Origin of the sequence: Amycolatopsis marina, assembly GCF_900111885.1 — a bacterium.
In the GTDB taxonomy this organism is placed as follows: domain Bacteria; phylum Actinomycetota; class Actinomycetes; order Mycobacteriales; family Pseudonocardiaceae; genus Amycolatopsis; species Amycolatopsis marina.
Window position 1 is genome coordinate 42846 of record NZ_FOKG01000023.1, and the last position, 15659, is coordinate 58504.

16 protein-coding genes and 1 tRNA gene are annotated in these 15659 nt (G+C 65.9%); 10 read left to right on the forward strand and 7 right to left on the reverse strand.

All coding sequences use genetic code 11. The features are described from left to right. Positions 1-83 precede the first annotated feature (83 nt). Positions 84-773 carry a 2'-5' RNA ligase family protein gene (locus tag BM199_RS27890; RefSeq protein ID WP_177242820.1) on the reverse strand — a complete coding sequence of 230 codons (690 nt, stop codon included), beginning with the start codon at positions 771-773 and terminating at the stop codon, positions 84-86. After that, positions 770-2050 carry a helix-turn-helix domain-containing protein gene (locus BM199_RS27895; protein ID WP_091677669.1) on the reverse strand — a complete coding sequence of 427 codons (1281 nt, stop codon included), beginning with the start codon at positions 2048-2050 and terminating at the stop codon, positions 770-772. The genes BM199_RS27890 and BM199_RS27895 overlap by 4 nt, the downstream gene beginning before the upstream one ends. Before the next feature lie 117 nt (positions 2051-2167). Between BM199_RS27895 and BM199_RS27900 the strand changes: the two genes are divergently transcribed. From BM199_RS27900 to BM199_RS27925, 7 genes are all read left to right on the forward strand, one after another. Beyond that, positions 2168-2359, forward strand: coding sequence for a hypothetical protein (locus tag BM199_RS27900; protein ID WP_091677672.1), 192 nt, complete (start codon positions 2168-2170; stop codon positions 2357-2359). Positions 2360-2477: 118 nt separating this feature from the next. Further along, a complete protein-coding gene (locus BM199_RS27905) occupies positions 2478-2771 on the forward strand; it encodes a hypothetical protein (RefSeq protein WP_091677675.1) in 294 nt (97 codons plus the stop codon). Then, the gene (locus tag BM199_RS34035) at positions 2768-3379 is read left to right on the forward strand and encodes an ATP-binding protein (RefSeq protein WP_177242822.1); all 612 of its coding nucleotides are present in this window, start codon (positions 2768-2770) and stop codon (positions 3377-3379) included. The genes BM199_RS27905 and BM199_RS34035 overlap by 4 nt, the downstream gene beginning before the upstream one ends. After that, positions 3379-4059: a dTMP kinase gene (locus tag BM199_RS27910; RefSeq protein ID WP_177242823.1), complete on the forward strand. Its 681-nt coding sequence runs from the start codon at positions 3379-3381 to the stop codon at positions 4057-4059. The genes BM199_RS34035 and BM199_RS27910 overlap by 1 nt, the downstream gene beginning before the upstream one ends. Positions 4060-4072: 13 nt before the next feature. After that, positions 4073-5128 (forward strand): Gfo/Idh/MocA family protein, encoded by a 1056-nt coding sequence (locus tag BM199_RS27915; protein WP_091677680.1) that lies wholly within the window; start codon positions 4073-4075, stop codon positions 5126-5128. Between the two features lie 95 nt (positions 5129-5223). Further along, complete coding sequence (locus BM199_RS27920) at positions 5224-6378, forward strand: DegT/DnrJ/EryC1/StrS family aminotransferase (protein WP_245788820.1); 1155 nt, start codon at positions 5224-5226, stop codon at positions 6376-6378. Between the two features lie 4 nt (positions 6379-6382). Beyond that, on the forward strand, positions 6383-6835 hold the full coding sequence (locus BM199_RS27925; RefSeq protein ID WP_091677686.1) for an NUDIX hydrolase: 453 nt from the start codon (positions 6383-6385) through the stop codon (positions 6833-6835). 24 nt (positions 6836-6859) lie between these two features. Here BM199_RS27925 and BM199_RS27930 read toward each other — a convergent pair whose 3' ends face one another. The 4 genes from BM199_RS27930 to BM199_RS27945 all read right to left on the reverse strand — a co-directional run bounded on the left by BM199_RS27930 (position 6860) and on the right by BM199_RS27945 (position 8638). Beyond that, positions 6860-7564, reverse strand: a complete 705-nt coding sequence (locus tag BM199_RS27930) for a DNA alkylation repair protein (RefSeq protein ID WP_091677689.1) — start codon at positions 7562-7564, stop codon at positions 6860-6862. Between the two features lie 27 nt (positions 7565-7591). Then, positions 7592-7663 (reverse strand) — tRNA-Val (locus tag BM199_RS27935). Positions 7664-7705: 42 nt separating this feature from the next. Beyond that, the gene (locus BM199_RS27940; RefSeq protein ID WP_091677693.1) at positions 7706-8167 is read right to left on the reverse strand and encodes a peroxiredoxin; all 462 of its coding nucleotides are present in this window, start codon (positions 8165-8167) and stop codon (positions 7706-7708) included. Positions 8168-8221: 54 nt separating this feature from the next. Then, entirely contained in the window at positions 8222-8638 is a 417-nt protein-coding gene (locus BM199_RS27945; RefSeq protein WP_091677695.1) for a DUF3052 domain-containing protein, read from the reverse strand. Positions 8639-9090: 452 nt separating this feature from the next. Here BM199_RS27945 and aceE point away from each other — a divergent pair, with 452 nt between their 5' ends. Both aceE and BM199_RS27955 read left to right on the forward strand, forming a co-directional pair. After that, positions 9091-11880 (forward strand): pyruvate dehydrogenase (acetyl-transferring), homodimeric type, encoded by a 2790-nt coding sequence (gene aceE / locus BM199_RS27950; RefSeq protein ID WP_091677698.1) that lies wholly within the window; start codon positions 9091-9093, stop codon positions 11878-11880. Between the two features lie 89 nt (positions 11881-11969). Further along, positions 11970-13181: an alpha-hydroxy acid oxidase gene (locus tag BM199_RS27955; protein ID WP_091677701.1), complete on the forward strand. Its 1212-nt coding sequence runs from the start codon at positions 11970-11972 to the stop codon at positions 13179-13181. A gap of 89 nt (positions 13182-13270) precedes the next feature. Here BM199_RS27955 and BM199_RS27960 read toward each other — a convergent pair whose 3' ends face one another. Continuing rightward, a complete protein-coding gene (locus tag BM199_RS27960) occupies positions 13271-14020 on the reverse strand; it encodes a mechanosensitive ion channel family protein (RefSeq protein WP_091677704.1) in 750 nt (249 codons plus the stop codon). Between the two features lie 282 nt (positions 14021-14302). Here BM199_RS27960 and BM199_RS27965 point away from each other — a divergent pair, with 282 nt between their 5' ends. Beyond that, entirely contained in the window at positions 14303-15517 is a 1215-nt protein-coding gene (locus BM199_RS27965; protein ID WP_091677707.1) for a PucR family transcriptional regulator, read from the forward strand. Positions 15518-15659 lie beyond the last annotated feature (142 nt).

Sequence of the window (15659 nt, forward strand, 5' to 3'; positions counted from 1 at the left end):
TGCATTACTCGCTACACTGTAGCAAACGGCTAAGACGACCACGCCAGTCATAATTTAGACTGGCGAAAAATGAAATAAATAGTTCAGTTGAAGGGAACCCGAAAAACTTCGCCAAAGCGATAAGTGTGACCATCTCTGCGCATCTCGATTAGCACAGCTGACCACGCGGACATCGTGATGGGTGGCAATGTCCGCAACTCCTCGTACAGCGGTAGTAAGTCGCTAACAGGTAGGCGGTCGTTGGCGTAGGCGATGCTCAGATGTGGCCGGAACTTGCTGGTCTCCATGCTGCAGCGCTCGCCAAGCACGGTACGTGTGGCAGCAGTGAGCTGCCGGTGCAGGTCGAGGAGCGGCGACCACGGTGTCACGCTGAATCGCGCTGCACCTGACGATCCCGCCAGCGGTCCAACGCCCAGCACGAACGGTTCCAGGTCTAGGGATCGCTCGGCTTCCTTAGCGATGGCACGTACAGACGTTTTCGTCACCTCGTCGGTAAACCCGATACGGCCGATCGTGAGGTGGAGGGCGTCGAGCGGGACGGGGTCGAGTTTCGTCGCTGGGAGCTGTGCTTGGCATCGCTTGGCGAGCTGCTGCACGTCGTCGGCACCGTCGAAGGTCAGCATCCAGTGGTACGACCGTCGGCCTGGGGTCCAGCCTGGCCGGTCCCAATGATTCTCCATGTATGTGAGCTGGCAGAAGGCTTCCCAGTCGTGTTCGCGGATCACCTCGGGGTCATCCAGGCTAGCTGGCAACTCGGCGGGAAAAACGCTCACGTTGTGACCTCGGGTCGGCGTTGCTTCCATTCGTGCAAGGCGGCGGCAAAGTCCTGCCCGGCACGGTTTGTACCACGCCGACGCATGCTGACCGCGAGTTCGGCTGCCCGGCTGTGTATCGACGCAATGGGTTTGGTTGCCGATGCGGCGAGCGCGGCCTTACCGATTGATGCGGCGTGTTCAAGGTCGGCTTGTCGACCAAGCGTCAGGGCGCTGGCCTCGTCCAAATGCACAAGGGAGCGACTCCAGTCCGAGTCCGAACTGGCGACGGTGGCGCTCACGTCCTGCGTCAACTTCAGCGCTTGCTTGTAGTCCCCCACGGAGAGGTAGGCGGTGGCCGCGTTCGCGGCCGTACGCGCCCAACGATAGGGAGCGAAGTCGATGCACGGAGTCATTCCCGTTGGCCCGCTGCGGTCGGCCACAAGCTCGAACGCCTCTGTCACTGCCTGGTCGACCGTCCGCCGGTCCCCCAGCTTGCCTGCGGCACGCGCCACCCCGTTGGCAAGCAGCCGAATGCGCTGCGCATCGTCGCCAGCGAACTGCAGTCCCACCCGTGCGAGATTGAGGGCGTCGTCGTACTTCTCCTGGTAGTACGCTGTGAAGCTCTGCGTGCCCTTGATCCAGGCCAGGAGCGGCCAATCGCGAATCGCCGTTGCCAGCAACGAAGCTTCGAGCGCGTACTGCTCGGCGTCTTTGTACTGGCTGAGGTTGACCGACATGTAGGCAAGCAGCGCAGATTGCTGAGCACTGACGCGAGCAAGGCGGGTTCGTTCCTCAGTCCCCGATACGCTCCCGCCGAGTTGATGGCACACCTGGCGCAGCGCGCGTGCCTCAGCCACGAGCTGCTGTGGCCCCTCCAACTCATAGCGCGCGATCAAGGACTGTGTGAACACGTCCAGGGAAACCAGCGTCTGGGATGGACCCATCACGGCCAGAACCGCTTGTGACGGCACGACATGCGTGACATCAGGCATCGACGATTCGACATTGGCAGCTCGTTGTAACGACTCGTTCGTCCTCGGCGTGTCGGCCTCGGCGAGTAGGTCGTCCAGTTGTTCAGCGGACACCTGAAGCACGCGCGCCAACTTCGGACGCAGCCACGGCTGCGGGCCGCGCTCAGCACCACCGCTCTCCCAACGACGCACGGTCGTTGGGTCGATGCCAAGCCGTTCGGCCAGTCCTTCCTGCGTGAAGCCGAGCGACTTTCGACGCTGCGCGAGACGCTGTCGCTTCGCGACCACCCGTGCCTCCTGTCTACGTCTGCTCTGTTTCTGCAGGTCAGACCGCCCAGTGCCCGGTACATGCCCGGAAAGCGCCCTGTATTCCGCCCGCTACGGGGAGTTGTGTGGAGGTTACGACCTTGTCCCGTCCGCTAGCAACGGAGGTAGCCCGCCGTGACCAGCCAAGAGGCATCAAGGGAGATCGCGGTGCTCGATCAAGTACCCGCACTTCTCGCCGTGCTGTCCACGCTCGCGACCAACGTGCTGGACGAGCACATCAACGAGGCCGACGAGTGCGTGGCGTGCGGCGCGGCCTGGCCCTGTGAGCGAGTGGTTCTCGCGGCGCACAACCTCGGAGCGCTGTGAGATGCGGCATCCAGACCGGCAGGACCAGCGGCGCTCGATCCCCGACACCCGTCGCTGGTCCTGCCACCCACCCCACGAGACGCCAGTACGCCCGCTAATCGGATACATCCGCAGAACGGTGGCAACCAGCGAGCGCGACGTCGAGCACCTTCGACGTTCGTTGGTGAACTATGCAAAACGGGAAGGCTTCGTCCTGCTGCACGTGCTCGTCGACCGATGCCAGGCGCACACGATCGCGTTCGCGGAGCTGATCAGCATGCTGGCGCGTGGCGACGCCGCACACGTCGTTGTGCCAGCAGTGCATCACTTGGCCCAATTTCCGAGCGTCCAGCAGGCGATGAAGGAGCTGCTGGAGTCGCACAGCGATACCCGGCTTCTGATCGTGGACTTTGATTCCGAGGAGTCACGGTGACAACGGTGCTTGTCGATGAATCGCGGCTATCCATGGCTCCGTCCCCAAGCCCACGACGAGAAAACACGCATCAACTCACGCTCGTGGCGATTCCCACCGCTATGACCTGCTCGCAGTTGCTCGTTGACTCTGCGGCGCTGCGTTGGCACCTCAGCCAGAACATTGCGGACGTCATCCGAGAGGTCGTTGAGGTTCTTGTCGCACACGCCATCGCGACAACTGGTGACATTCACGGATACGTGGACGAACTCCACCCCGTCAGCTTCCTTGTCGTCCGACTTCACCGCTGGCCTAGGTCGCTTGTGGTCGAAGTCTGGGACTCAGTCACGGAACCGCCCGAAGTGCTGTTGGCGACACCTCCCCCATCGCTGGCACACCAGGAATGGGGCTATCAATTCCACGCTGGCAGGCGGCTCATCTGGTGCACCTTGCCCATCCGGAGGATGGCGAACGACGACACCATCCGCCTACCGCGCCAGCTACCGCATCGGATACCTCAGCAACAAGGCACACGGCCGCCTGCGGCCATACCCGATCCCGGCCTGATGCACCGGGTGCTGGAGGGCCTCCATGCACTAGATGCCACGGCGCCTGGCGAGGAGGAGTGATGCTCGTTTCCTTCGAAGGGCAGGACGGTGCAGGTAAGAGCTCGCTGCTGCGGGCGGTGTTCACTGAGCTGACCAAGCGGGGCGTCGCCGCGGTCGCCGTTGACGAGTTTTCGGACAGTCGGTACGGGCAGCGGCTGGTTGAAGCCCTCGGGCGCGACAAGTTCCTTCGGCCGACGGTGGGCGAGCCGGCCACGATGCTCACGCGGGCCTTGGAGGTCGTGGCCGACCTCTACTACTTCGATGAGCGGGTGATCGGCCCGGCACTTGAAGCCGGCAACGTCGTCCTCAAGGACCGCCACCTTGACACCGTCATCTCCACGCTGGTCCCGAGTCTGGTGCAGACAGGCGCGATTCCTACCGACGTACATGCCCTGACCTGGCTCAGCGTCCTGTTGGGCGAACTCCGCCACCCACCGACCGTAACGGTGTATGTCGACCCGCCGCTCGATGTTCGCGTCGCCCGCATCCGTGACCGTCAGCAGCGCAGGACGGAAGCCCGAGGGAACCACGTCAGCGATGAAGACTTCGCGGTCTTCGCGGCTCGCGCGCGGGTGATGCAGCAACTCATCGCCGCCGAACCCGACCGATTCATCACGGTCATAAACAGCAACAGAGAACTCGATGAAGGAGTGAGACAGGTTGTCGCACGTATCGATTCCTGGCGGCACAAAGAATCGTAGGAGGAAAAGACAGGTGACCGAACTCGTGCAACTGCCGATGTGTGCGCGACGCGATAGCGGCGCTCCAGGTCGCTCGGTCAGGCTCCGGGCGGGGGTCGTGGGGCTTGGCAAACAAGCGCTCGAGGACCACATTCCCGGTCTGCTCGGCTCAGATGGAGCCGAGTTGGTGGCAATCTGCGACGAAAATGTCGAGGTTGTTCGCGAACAGCAGTACGCCCTCCGCGTCGAGGGCTATACCGACTTCACCGGGATGTTCCGGTCCCAACAGCTTGATCTCGTCGTGGTCTGCGTGCCCCACCACGTCGGCCGACACGTCATCGAGGCCGCGGCCACGCACGGCGTGCACGTGCTCAAGGAGAAGCCGTTCGCGACCACTTTGGACGAGGCACAGGACCTGGTGGCGCGCTGTGAGCAGGCTGGCATCCAGCTCATGGTGACGCTACAGCGCCGATTCAACCCCATCTACACCAGCTTCACACAGTTGGCGGACCAGATCGGCACGCCGTTCGTCGTCGACGCCGCATACACGCTCCACATCCCCGACCCCTCCGACGGGTGGCGCGGACGCACCACTGAGGCAGGCGGCGGCTGCATCATCGACATGGGCTACCACCTGATCGACATGATCCTCTGGTACTTCGGTCTGCCCGACCGCCTCCTCGCCGACATGTCGGTCAGCGCGCGCCCGGACCGCAGCTACGACGCCGAGGACACCGCGTTGATCCACTTCAGCTACGACAGCGGCTTGTACGGCTCTCTGCTGCTCTCGCGATTCATCGGGCCGAAGGCCGAACAGATCCGGCTCGTCGGAAGCAAGGGCATCGTGCGACTGGAACGCGGCCGGATTCAGCGCCTCACCAACGGCGGCGAGGTCGTGGAATCGCTGGCACGCGAACAAGCCTGGCCATCCGCGGCCATTTCGCAGGTCAACTACTTCTGCCGCGTCATCGAAGGGCTCCGCCCGAACGTCAGCGGCCCCCGCGAGAACCTGGCACATCTGAGCTTCGTCTCCGGCTGCTACGAGTCCGCACGCACACGCACCTACATCAGCCCGAAGGAGCTGCTATGACCTCCGCCCTCGCCCTACTCGGCGGAACTCCTACCGTCACCACGCCAGAACCCCACTTCACCTGGCCACCCGTCACAAGCAGCACGGTGGAGGCAGTGAGGCGTCAGCTCGGGGACGCCATCTCCATCTACGACCGCTCCGGAGTCATCGCTGATCTGGAAGACGCACTGGCCGATTACTTCGGCGTCCGGCACGTGGTGCTGACCAGCTCCGGCACCACCGCCCTGCACTCGCTCTACGCCGCCTGCGGCATCGGCCCAGGCGACGAGGTCATCGTGCCCGCCTACACCTTCTTCGCGACGGTGACACCGCTACTGCACCTGGGCGCCATCCCGGTCCTGGCCGAATGCGACGAGACCGGCAACCTCAACCCCGAGGACGTACTGCGACGCATCACTCCCAAGACCACCGCGATCATGGCGACGCACCTGTGGGGACTACCTGCCGATATGCACGCCCTCAAGGTGCTGGCCGACGAGCACCAGCTGCTCCTCCTGGAAGACGGCTCGCACGCCCACGGGGCCTCGATCGACGGGCAGCGGGTGGGCACGTTCGGGCACGCTGCGGCCTTCAGCATGAACGGACCGAAACCGCTGTCCGCCGGCGAAGGCGGCTTCGTGCTCACCGACAACCAGGACGTCTTCCACCGCGTGCTGCTGCACGGCCAGTACAACAAACGCTGCCGCAACGAACTCCCGACCGCCCACCCGCTCTACCGCTACGCGGTGACTGGCATGGGCCTCAAGTTCCGCATCCATCCGCTCGCCGCGCGCATCGCCCTGGAGCAGCTCGACCACCTAAACGACTACCTCGACGGACGTGCCCGAGTCGCCGCACACCTACACGAACAACTTGCCGAACTGCCCGGGATCACTGTGCCGCAACCACCCCTCCGGGTGCGTTCGGCCTGGTACGGCCTCCCACTGCGCTACCACCAACGAGAACTCGGTGGACTACCGCCGGAACGCTTCCATCAGGCACTACAGGCCGAAGGTTGCCACGAGGTCGACCGCCCCGGGTCGACGTGCCCGCTCAACCTGCTGCCGTTGTTTCAGGCGCCCGGAGCGCTGTTTCCCGCCTACGTCGGCAGACTCGGCTACGCCCCCGGCGACTTCCCCGTCGCCGAGGAGCTCCACCGCAACACCCTCAAACTGCCGGTCTGGCACCGGGAGGAAGATATGCCGCTCGTGGATCAGTACATCGAGGGCATTCGTAAGGTGACCGAACATCACCGCGACTTACAAGGATAGGAACATGGTCGACAACTCGTTGCTCGAACAACTCACAACCCAGGCCACGGCCGACGGGGTACAGCAGCTCGTGGTCGGCGGAGTCGTGCAACACGACGACAAGGTCCTGCTGCTCCAACGGCCCGACGACGACTTTATGGGCGGCATCTTCGAACTGCCCAGTGGCAAGGTCGAAGCAGACGAGAAGCTGGACGCCGCTTTGATTCGTGAAGTCAAGGAAGAAACCGGCCTGGACGTGTCGGCCATCCGGCACTACCTCGGCAGCTTCGACTACACATCAGGCAGCGGCAAGAAGAGCCGCCAGTTCAACTTCGCGGTGGACGTTGCCAGCGCCGAACCCGTCGAACTCCAAGAGCACGACGCCTATGCCTGGACTGCACTGACCGACGAACCACCCGTCACCGACGCCGTCAAGGCCGTACTGCGGGAGTACCGAGAGCTCGGCCCGGCTGAGTAGTTCTACACCACGTAACCGGGCCGCTCAGCGAGGGTCGGGCTGCCGTACGAACTCGGCGCGCACCTCCGCGGGCAACTTCTCGCTCGCGTATCGCACCGTCACCCGCGGAATCGTGTCCGCGTGCTCGCGCAGGAAGTCGACAAGCCGGTCCTGGTCGATCTTGCCGATCTCCCGCAGGCCGGTGCCGACCGACTTGTGAATCAGCTCCTCCTCATCGCCGAGCAGAATCTCGGCGATGTTCAACGCATCGGTGATATCGCCGTTGCGGATGAGCCAGAAGGCAGCCGTGATCGCCGTCCGCCGTTCCAAGACGTTCGAGGACCGGGCCAGCGCGTAGAGCGGGTCCCGGGGTTTGTCGAGCAGGTACCAACCGACGACCCGCGGCGCGGCGCGGTCGACCAGGTCCCAGCTGTCGATACGGTCGTGCCGCCGTAGGTAGAGCTCATAGAGCCCGCGACGTTCCTCTTCGGTGATGCGCTTGCGGCGAGCCTTGAAGTCGAGAATGCTCACCGCGCCAAGACGCGCCTCGTAGAACGGCGCATCGAGCAACTTCTCCACCTCAGCCAGCGACATGTCGGCACAACTGGCCGCGGAGTCGAAAACGTCCTTCATCCGGACACCGACGATCTCGGACTCCGGGCCCCGATAGCGTCGCTGGATCTTCGCCCGTTCCGTCTCGGAGCGGCGTTGCCGAAGTGCGGAGACAAACTCCTGCGCTGTGAGTTCCACGTCGCAGTGCCCCCGTTTCCACAGGTGTGGGCGCAGCAGGGTTCGAACCTGCGACCCCCTCGTTGTAAGCGAGGTGCTCTTCCGCTGAGCTATGCGCCCTGGCGGTGACCTCCGGCAGGACCGGACGTCACCTGGTGCCGATCAGCCCAGATCGGCGACCGCCTTCTTCCATGCCTGCTGGTCACGGGCCTCGCCGGGCTGGTTGATCTCGGCGAACCGGACCACGCCGTCCTTGTCGATCAGGAAGGTGCCACGGTTGGCCAGCCCTGCCTGCTCGTTGAACACGCCGTAGGCCTGGGCGACCTCACCGTGCGGCCAGAAGTCCGACAGCAACGGGAACTGGTAACCCTGCTGCTCGGCCCACGCCTTCAGCGAGAACGGGGTGTCGACGGAAACGCCGAGCACCTGAACGCCCTGGTCGCTGTACTCGGCGAACTCGTCGCGCAACTGGCACAGCTCGCCCTGGCAGATCCCGCTGAACGCGAAGGGATAGAAGACCAGCAACACCGGCTTGTCGCCCCGGAAGGACGACAGTGTCACGTCCTGCTTGTTGTAGTCCTTGAGCGTGAAGTCCGGAGCCTGCGTACCGACCTCTACCGCCATACCGCGAATCCTCTCCCTGGTGAGCGCTGATGCGTCCTACCGTGCCAGATCACCCTACTTCGACCTCGGCACCAGGCGGACACCTGCCCAGGTCGGGCTGATGCTCACGTTCGATGTCAGGGAGAGGCCCACTGTGGGGACCGCCTCGGCGATATCACTGGGTTCGACGTGCCCCGGCTGCCCGGTCTTGGGTGTGAACACCCAGATCACGCCGTTGTCGTCGAGTGGTCCACGGGCGTCGACCAGCGCGTCGCCGAGGTCACCGTCGTCCTCGCGCCACCACAGCAGCACGACGTCGATGACCTCGTCGGCATCCTCGTCGAGGAGCTCCGCACCGATCTGTTCCTCGATCGCTGCGCGGACATCGTCATCGACGTCCTCATCCCAGCCGATCTCCTGGACCACCATGTCCGGCTTGATCCCAAGCCTCTCGGCGACGCCGTTGTGTTCAGCGTCTCCCGCGGCGACCACGACTTCACTCCTCCAACTACAGCCGAGTGCGGCGCGTCACTCCAGAAGGTCCTGGCCGCCGCACGTTCGTACAGAGATGGGGTAAGCGAACACTGGTGAGGCCGACGGCGCAACCGGCCACACCGGATCGTCGGCAAGTCGTGTCTCAGGATACGACGTCCCGGACCCGCTGACCCGTACACGATCCGGTCACCGTCGCACCGCCTCAGCACCGGCGCGCCCGCTCCGCCCACGGCAGTCTGGCCTAGGGTGGAGGGTGTGCCCCGAGAGGGGCGCGAGCAGCCGAAACGCGCCGCAGCGGGGTCGGCGAACGTTACCGCCCAGTAGCGGTGACGGGAGCCGCGTTTGCGACGACGATGGCACGCGAACGACACGCTGCCGTCGAGACGGCGACTGTGTCACAACCACAAGGCAACAGCTAGCAACACGGCTACAACCGGCGAGGAGATCCCTTGGCCCCGCAGAACAACGCCGACGGCCAGCAGGCCCCGGCTCGCGTCCGCGTCATTCGTGACGGACTGGCGGCGCACCTGCCCGACATCGACCCGGAGGAGACGTCCGAGTGGCTTGACTCCTTCGACGCCGCGCTGGCCCGCGGCGGCCAGCAGCGCGCGCGATACCTGATGCTGCGGCTGCTCGAGCGGGCCAGGGAGAGCAGGATCGGCGTTCCCCCGTTGTCGACGACGGACTACGTCAACACGATCCCCACGGAGAACGAACCGTGGTTCCCCGGCGACGAGGAGGTCGAACGGCGCTACCGCGCGTTCATCAGGTGGAACGCCGCGGTGATGGTGCACAGGGCCCAGCGTCCTGGCGTCGGCGTCGGCGGTCACATCTCCACCTACGCCTCGTCCGCCGCGCTGTACGAGGTGGGCTTCAACCACTTCTTCCGCGGCAAGGACCACTCCGGCGGTGGCGACCAGATCTTCATCCAGGGGCACGCCTCCCCGGGCATCTACGCCCGCGCGTTCCTCGAAGGACGACTCAGCGCCGACCAGCTGGACGGCTTCCGTCAGGAGCACTCGCACGCCGGCGAGGGCGGCGGCCTGCCGTCCTACCCGCACCCGCGCCTGATGCAGGACTTCTGGGAGTACCCGACGGTCTCCATGGGCATCGGCCCGATGAACGCGATCTACCAGGCACGGTTCAACCGCTACCTGCACGACCGCGGCATCAAGGACACCAGTGACCAGCAAGTCTGGGCATTCCTCGGCGACGGCGAGATGGACGAGCCGGAGTCGCGCGGACTCATCCACGTGGCCGCTGGCGAAGGCCTGGACAACCTGACCTTCGTGATCAACTGCAACCTGCAGCGGCTGGACGGGCCGGTGCGCGGCAACGGCAAGATCATCCAGGAGCTGGAGTCGTACTTCCGCGGCGCGGGCTGGAACGTGATCAAGGTCATCTGGGGCCGCGAGTGGGACGCGCTGCTGCACGCCGACCGCGACGGCGCGCTGGTGAACGTGATGAACACCACCCCGGACGGTGACTTCCAGACGTACAAGGCCAATGACGGCGCCTTCGTCCGCGAGCACTTCTTCGGCCGCGACCCGCGGACGAAGGAACTGGTCAAGGACCTCTCCGACGCCGACATCTGGAACCTCAAGCGTGGCGGGCACGACTACCGCAAGGTCTACTCGGCCTACAAGGCGGCGCTGGAGCACACCGGCCAGCCGACGGTGATCCTGGCGCACACCATCAAGGGCTACGGCCTCGGCCCGGCCTTCGAGGGCCGCAACGCCACGCACCAGATGAAGAAGCTGACCCTCGACGACCTCAAGCTCTTCCGCGACGCCCAGCGCATCCCGATCAGTGACGAGGAACTCGAGCGCGACCCGAAGCTGCCGCCGTACTACCACCCGGGCGAGGACGCGCCGGAGATCGAGTACATGCTCAGCCGCAGGCGCACCCTCGGCGGGTTCCTGCCGGAACGGCGGACCAAGGCGAAGCCGCTCGTCCTGCCGGGCGACTCGGTGTACGACGTGATCAGCAAGGGGTCGGGCAAGCAGGAGGTCGCCACCACGATGGCGTTCGTCCGCCTCGTCCGCGAGCTGGCCAAGGACGCCGAGATCGGCAAGCGGATCGTGCCGATCATTCCGGACGAGGCCCGCACCTTCGGGCTCGACTCGATGTTCCCGACGGCCAAGATCTACAACCCGCACGGGCAGAGCTACACGTCGGTCGACGCGCAGCTGATGCTGGCCTACAAGGAGTCGGAGCAGGGCCAACTGCTGCACGAGGGCATCAACGAGGCCGGATCGACGGCGTCGTTCACCGCGGTGGGCACGTCCTACGCCACCCACGGCGAGCCGATGATCCCGATCTACATCTTCTACTCGATGTTCGGCTTCCAGCGCACGGGCGACTCGCTCTACGCCGCGGCCGACCAGATGACCAGGGGATTCTTGCTCGGCGCCACAGCGGGCCGCACCACGCTGACCGGCGAGGGCCTGCAACACGCGGACGGGCACTCGATCCTGCTCTCGGCGACCAACCCCGCGGTCGTGACCTACGACCCCGCGTGGTCCTTCGAGATCGCGCACATCGTGCGCGACGGTCTGCGCCGGATGTACGGCGAGACCGGCCCGGACGGCAACGGCGAGAACATTTTCTACTACATCACCATCTACAACGAGCCGTACCAGCAGCCCGCCGAGCCGGAGAACCTCGACGTCGACGGTCTGCTGCGCGGTCTCTACCGCTACGCGGACGCGCCGGAGGGCGACGGGCCGGAGGCCCAGATCATGGTCTCCGGCGTCACGATGCCCGACGCGCTGAAGGCACAGCGGATGCTGGCCGAGGAGTGGGGCGTACGGGCCTCGGTGTGGTCGGCAACGTCGTGGACGGAGCTGCGCAGGGAAGCGGTGGAAGTCGACCGGGACAACCTGCTCTACCCGGGCGACACCCCCAGGGTTCCGTACGTGACCTCCGCACTGCAGGACGTGCAGGGCCCGATCGTGGCCGTCTCGGACTGGATGCGCGCGGTTCCGGATCTCATCCGGCCGTGGGTGCCCACCGACATGCTGACGCTGGGTACCGACGGGTTCGGGTTCTCCGACACCCGTCCCGCCGCGCGGAGGCACTTCCTGGTGGACGCCGAATCGATCACCGTCGGCGTGCTGACAGCACTGGCCCGCCGGGGCGAGGTCGACCGGTCGAAGGCGGTCGAGGCGGCCCGCAAGTACCGCATCGACGACGTGACCGCCGCGGGCCCGCAGACCTCGGATTCCGGCGTCGCCTGACCCCGTGGTCGTAGTACCCCAATGTGGCATTGGGGACGTTCAACGTCCCCAATGCCACATTGGGAACGTCCCACCTGTGGAGATGAGCCATGACCCAGCGCCGTGTGCCCCGCCCTGCCGAACTCGCGGAGATCCTGCGTCCCCGGCCGATCGTGCTCAACCCGACCGAGCGCAGGCTCGCGAAGGCGCACACGATCGCCGATCTGCGCACGATCGCCCGCAAGCGGAGCCCACGCGCGGTCTTCGACTACACCGACGGCGCGGCCGAGCTCGAGGACAGCCTGCGCCGCGCCCGGCAGGCCTTCCGCAACATCGAGTTCCGGCCCAACGTCCTGCGCGGCGTGGCCGAGGTGGACACCGGGACGGACATCCTCGGGGTTCGCTCCGCCCTGCCGTTCGCCTTCGCCCCCACCGGTTTCACCCGGATGATGAACCACGAGGGCGAGCGAGCCGTGGCCCGCGTGGCCGAGCGCGAGGGCATTCCGTACGCGTTGTCCACAATGGGCACCACGTCGATCGAGGACGTGGCAGCTGCCGCGCCGCGGGCCCGCAAGTGGTTCCAGCTCTACGTGTGGCGGGACCGCGCTGCGGGCAAGGACCTGATGCAGCGCGCCTGGGAGTCGGGCTACGACACGCTGATGTTGACCGTCGACACCCCGGTCGGCGGAGCGCGGATGCGCGACGTCCGCAACGGGCTGACGATCCCGCCCGCGCTGACGTTGCGCACCTTCCTCGACGGCGCCATGCACCCGGCCTGGTGGATCAATCTGCTCACCACCGAGCCGCTGACGTTCGCCTCACTCAGCTCCTGGGGTGGCACCGTCGCCGATCTGATCAACAAGATGTTCGACCCGACCCTGGACTACGAAGCACTCGACTGGGTGCGGGAGAGCTGGCCGGGCAAGCTCGTCGTCAAGGGCATCCAGAACCCCGACGACGCCGCCGAGATCGTCAAGCACGGAGCCGAGGCCGTCGTGCTCTCCAACCACGGGGGACGTCAGCTCGATCGGGCGCCGACGCCGCTGGAACTGCTGCCACCGGCGCTGGACGCGGTCGGCGGTGACGCCGAGGTCTGGCTGGACACGGGCATCCTCTCCGGTGGAGACATCGTGGCGGCCCTCGCCAGGGGCGCGCAGACCTGTCTCATCGGCAGGGCGTACCTGTACGGGCTGATGGCGGGTGGCGAACGCGGGGTCCAGCGGACGGTGGACATCCTGCGTGCCGAGATCGTCCGGACCATGCAACTGCTCGGGGTGCGTTCGATCGGCGAACTGAAGCCGACCCACGCGACCCTGCGCTGACCCTCGGACGAGTTCCCCAATGTGGCATTGGGGACGTTCAAGTTCCCGAATGCCACATTGGGGACATCCAACTGGGGCCGGGAGTGCGGTCAGAGTTCTCCGCGTGCGGAGCCCTCCGACGACGAGGGCGTCTCACGGGTGCCTACTGCCGCACCGCGGGACTTGTCACCACCCTGGCCGAGCTGGCCCTGCAGGTTGTCCAGCCAGCCTTCCCAGCGCTGCTGGGCCGGCTTCACCAGACCACCACCGAAGCCGACGACGATGACGCCGCCGATGGTGGCCAGCACGGTGATCAACACCGGCGTGGTCACGGTGGTCGCGATGTTCACCTGGTTCAGTGCCGCGATGATGCCGAGCGCCATGATCAGCCAGTAGGCGATGGTGCCGAGCAGCCTGCCCGCCGGGCGGGTGCCCAGTGCGCTGTTCACCATGTCGCGGACGACCTTGGCGATCGCTGCCGCCACGATGAGCAGCACGATGCCGACCACGATCCGCGGCAGGAACGCGATGACCTCGTTGAGCAGCTGGCTCACCGGATTGCTGTCCCCGAACACGCCGAAGGCGAGCTGCAGGGCGATCAACAGGATGAAGTAGTACGCCAGTTTGCCGATGATGTTCACGGCGTCGACGTTCGATTCTCGAAGCGTCCCGTTGAGGCCGGTCTTCTCGATGAGACTGCGGAACCCGAGCTTGCCGAGCACCATGGTCAGCGCCTTGGACACCGCCTTCGCGATGAGCCAGCCGATGAGCAGGATGATCAGGAAGCCGATGAATTTCGGCACGAATGTCGCGACCAGACTCCACGCCTGGCCCAGCCCGTCCTTGAGCTGCTCGCCCACTATCTCCTCCTAGGTCGAGCTGTGAGTTCTTCGGTGCCGGGATCGTTGTTCACTCCTGCACCTCCAGCAACTCGAACACTCCACGAACGAGTGAGCCCGCTGGCGCTGAAGATCCACTCGGTCCATAGTGGAAGTACCGGTGGGGACCGGGGAGACGAGGCCGTCCGGCGCAGCGAGAACCGCAGCGCGCCGGGCGGCCTCGGGTTTTTCTCCAGGTCCGGTTTTCTCCAGAACCGAGTGGCCATACCCACCCGCGCTCGCCGACGTACGATCGAGCACGTCATGACACAAACCAACTCCCGCGGACGGTCCCCCAAGCGGCACGGCCTCTCGGCGAAGACGCTCCGCGACCTCGAACGCGCCTCGGGCAGGCTCGCCACGGCCAGCGTGGCCGCCATGGAGGAGCGCCTTCCCTGGTTCAACCGGATGCCCGCCGACCAGCGGGCCGGGGTTCTGCTGATCACTCAGACAGGTGCCGCCGGGTTCGTCGGCTGGCTGCGGGACTCGAAAGAGGCCCTCAACCTCACCACCGAGGCGTTCCGGGGAGCTCCGCAGGAACTGTCCCGCTGGATCAGTCTCCGGCAGACGGTCGGGCTCGTCCGGCTCGCGATCGAGGTCTTCGAGGAGCAACTCCCGGAATTCGCCGCCAACGAGACGGAACGCGCGGCCCTGATCGAGGGCATCCTCCGCTATGGCAGGGAGATCGCCTTCGCCGCGGCCAACTCCTACGCTGCCGCGGCGGAGGCCCGCGGCGCGTGGGACGCCCGTCTCGAAGCCCTCGTGGTGGACGGCGTCGTCCGTGGTGACGCCGAGGAGTCCGTGCTGTCGCGCGCCGCCGCCCTCGGCTGGGATCCGGCGGCCAAGGCGACCGTGCTCGTCGGCAACCCCCCATCCGACGACCCACCCACGGTCGTGTTCGAGGTCCGCAGCCGGGCGGCCAGGGTCGGCAGACCGGTGTTGCTCGGTGTGCAGGGCTCCAGGCTGGTCGTGGTGGTGGCGGGTCCAACGGAGGGAACCGCGAAGGACCGCGAGATGCTGGCGTCGCTGTCGGTCGCGTTCGGCGAGGGGCCCGTGGTGGCCGGGCCGACCGCGGCCAGCCTCGCCGAGGCCCACCAGAGTGCGGTGGAGGCGTTGTCCGGTCTGCGTGCCGTCGTCGGATGGCCCGCCGCTCCTCGGCCCGTCCGCTCGGTGGAACTGCTGCCCGAGCGCGCTCTTTCCGGGGACGCGGAAGCCGAGCGGTTACTGATCGACGAGATCGCCCGGCCGTTGGAGGAGGCGGGCCCCGCGCTGCTGCTGACCGTCGAGACCTACCTGGAAAGCGGCGGCGTGCTGGAGACGTGCGCCCGCACCCTGTTCGTCCACCCCAACACCGTCCGGTATCGCCTGCGCAAGGCTGCCGACCTCACCGGACGGCATGCCGCGGAACCGCGCGACGCACTGGTCCTGCGGATCGCGCTCACCGTGGGCAGGCTCGCCCGCAGCCGTGGGCTGTGGTGACCGGAAGATCCTGGTCGCAATGCGGAATTTGCCTACACCATATGGCTGTGTACCGTGAGCTGTATCACGCGAAAACTACCCGAACCCGACAACGGACCGTCGTTGCTGGCGTTCATCTCCCTGTCACATTTGTAGGAACCCC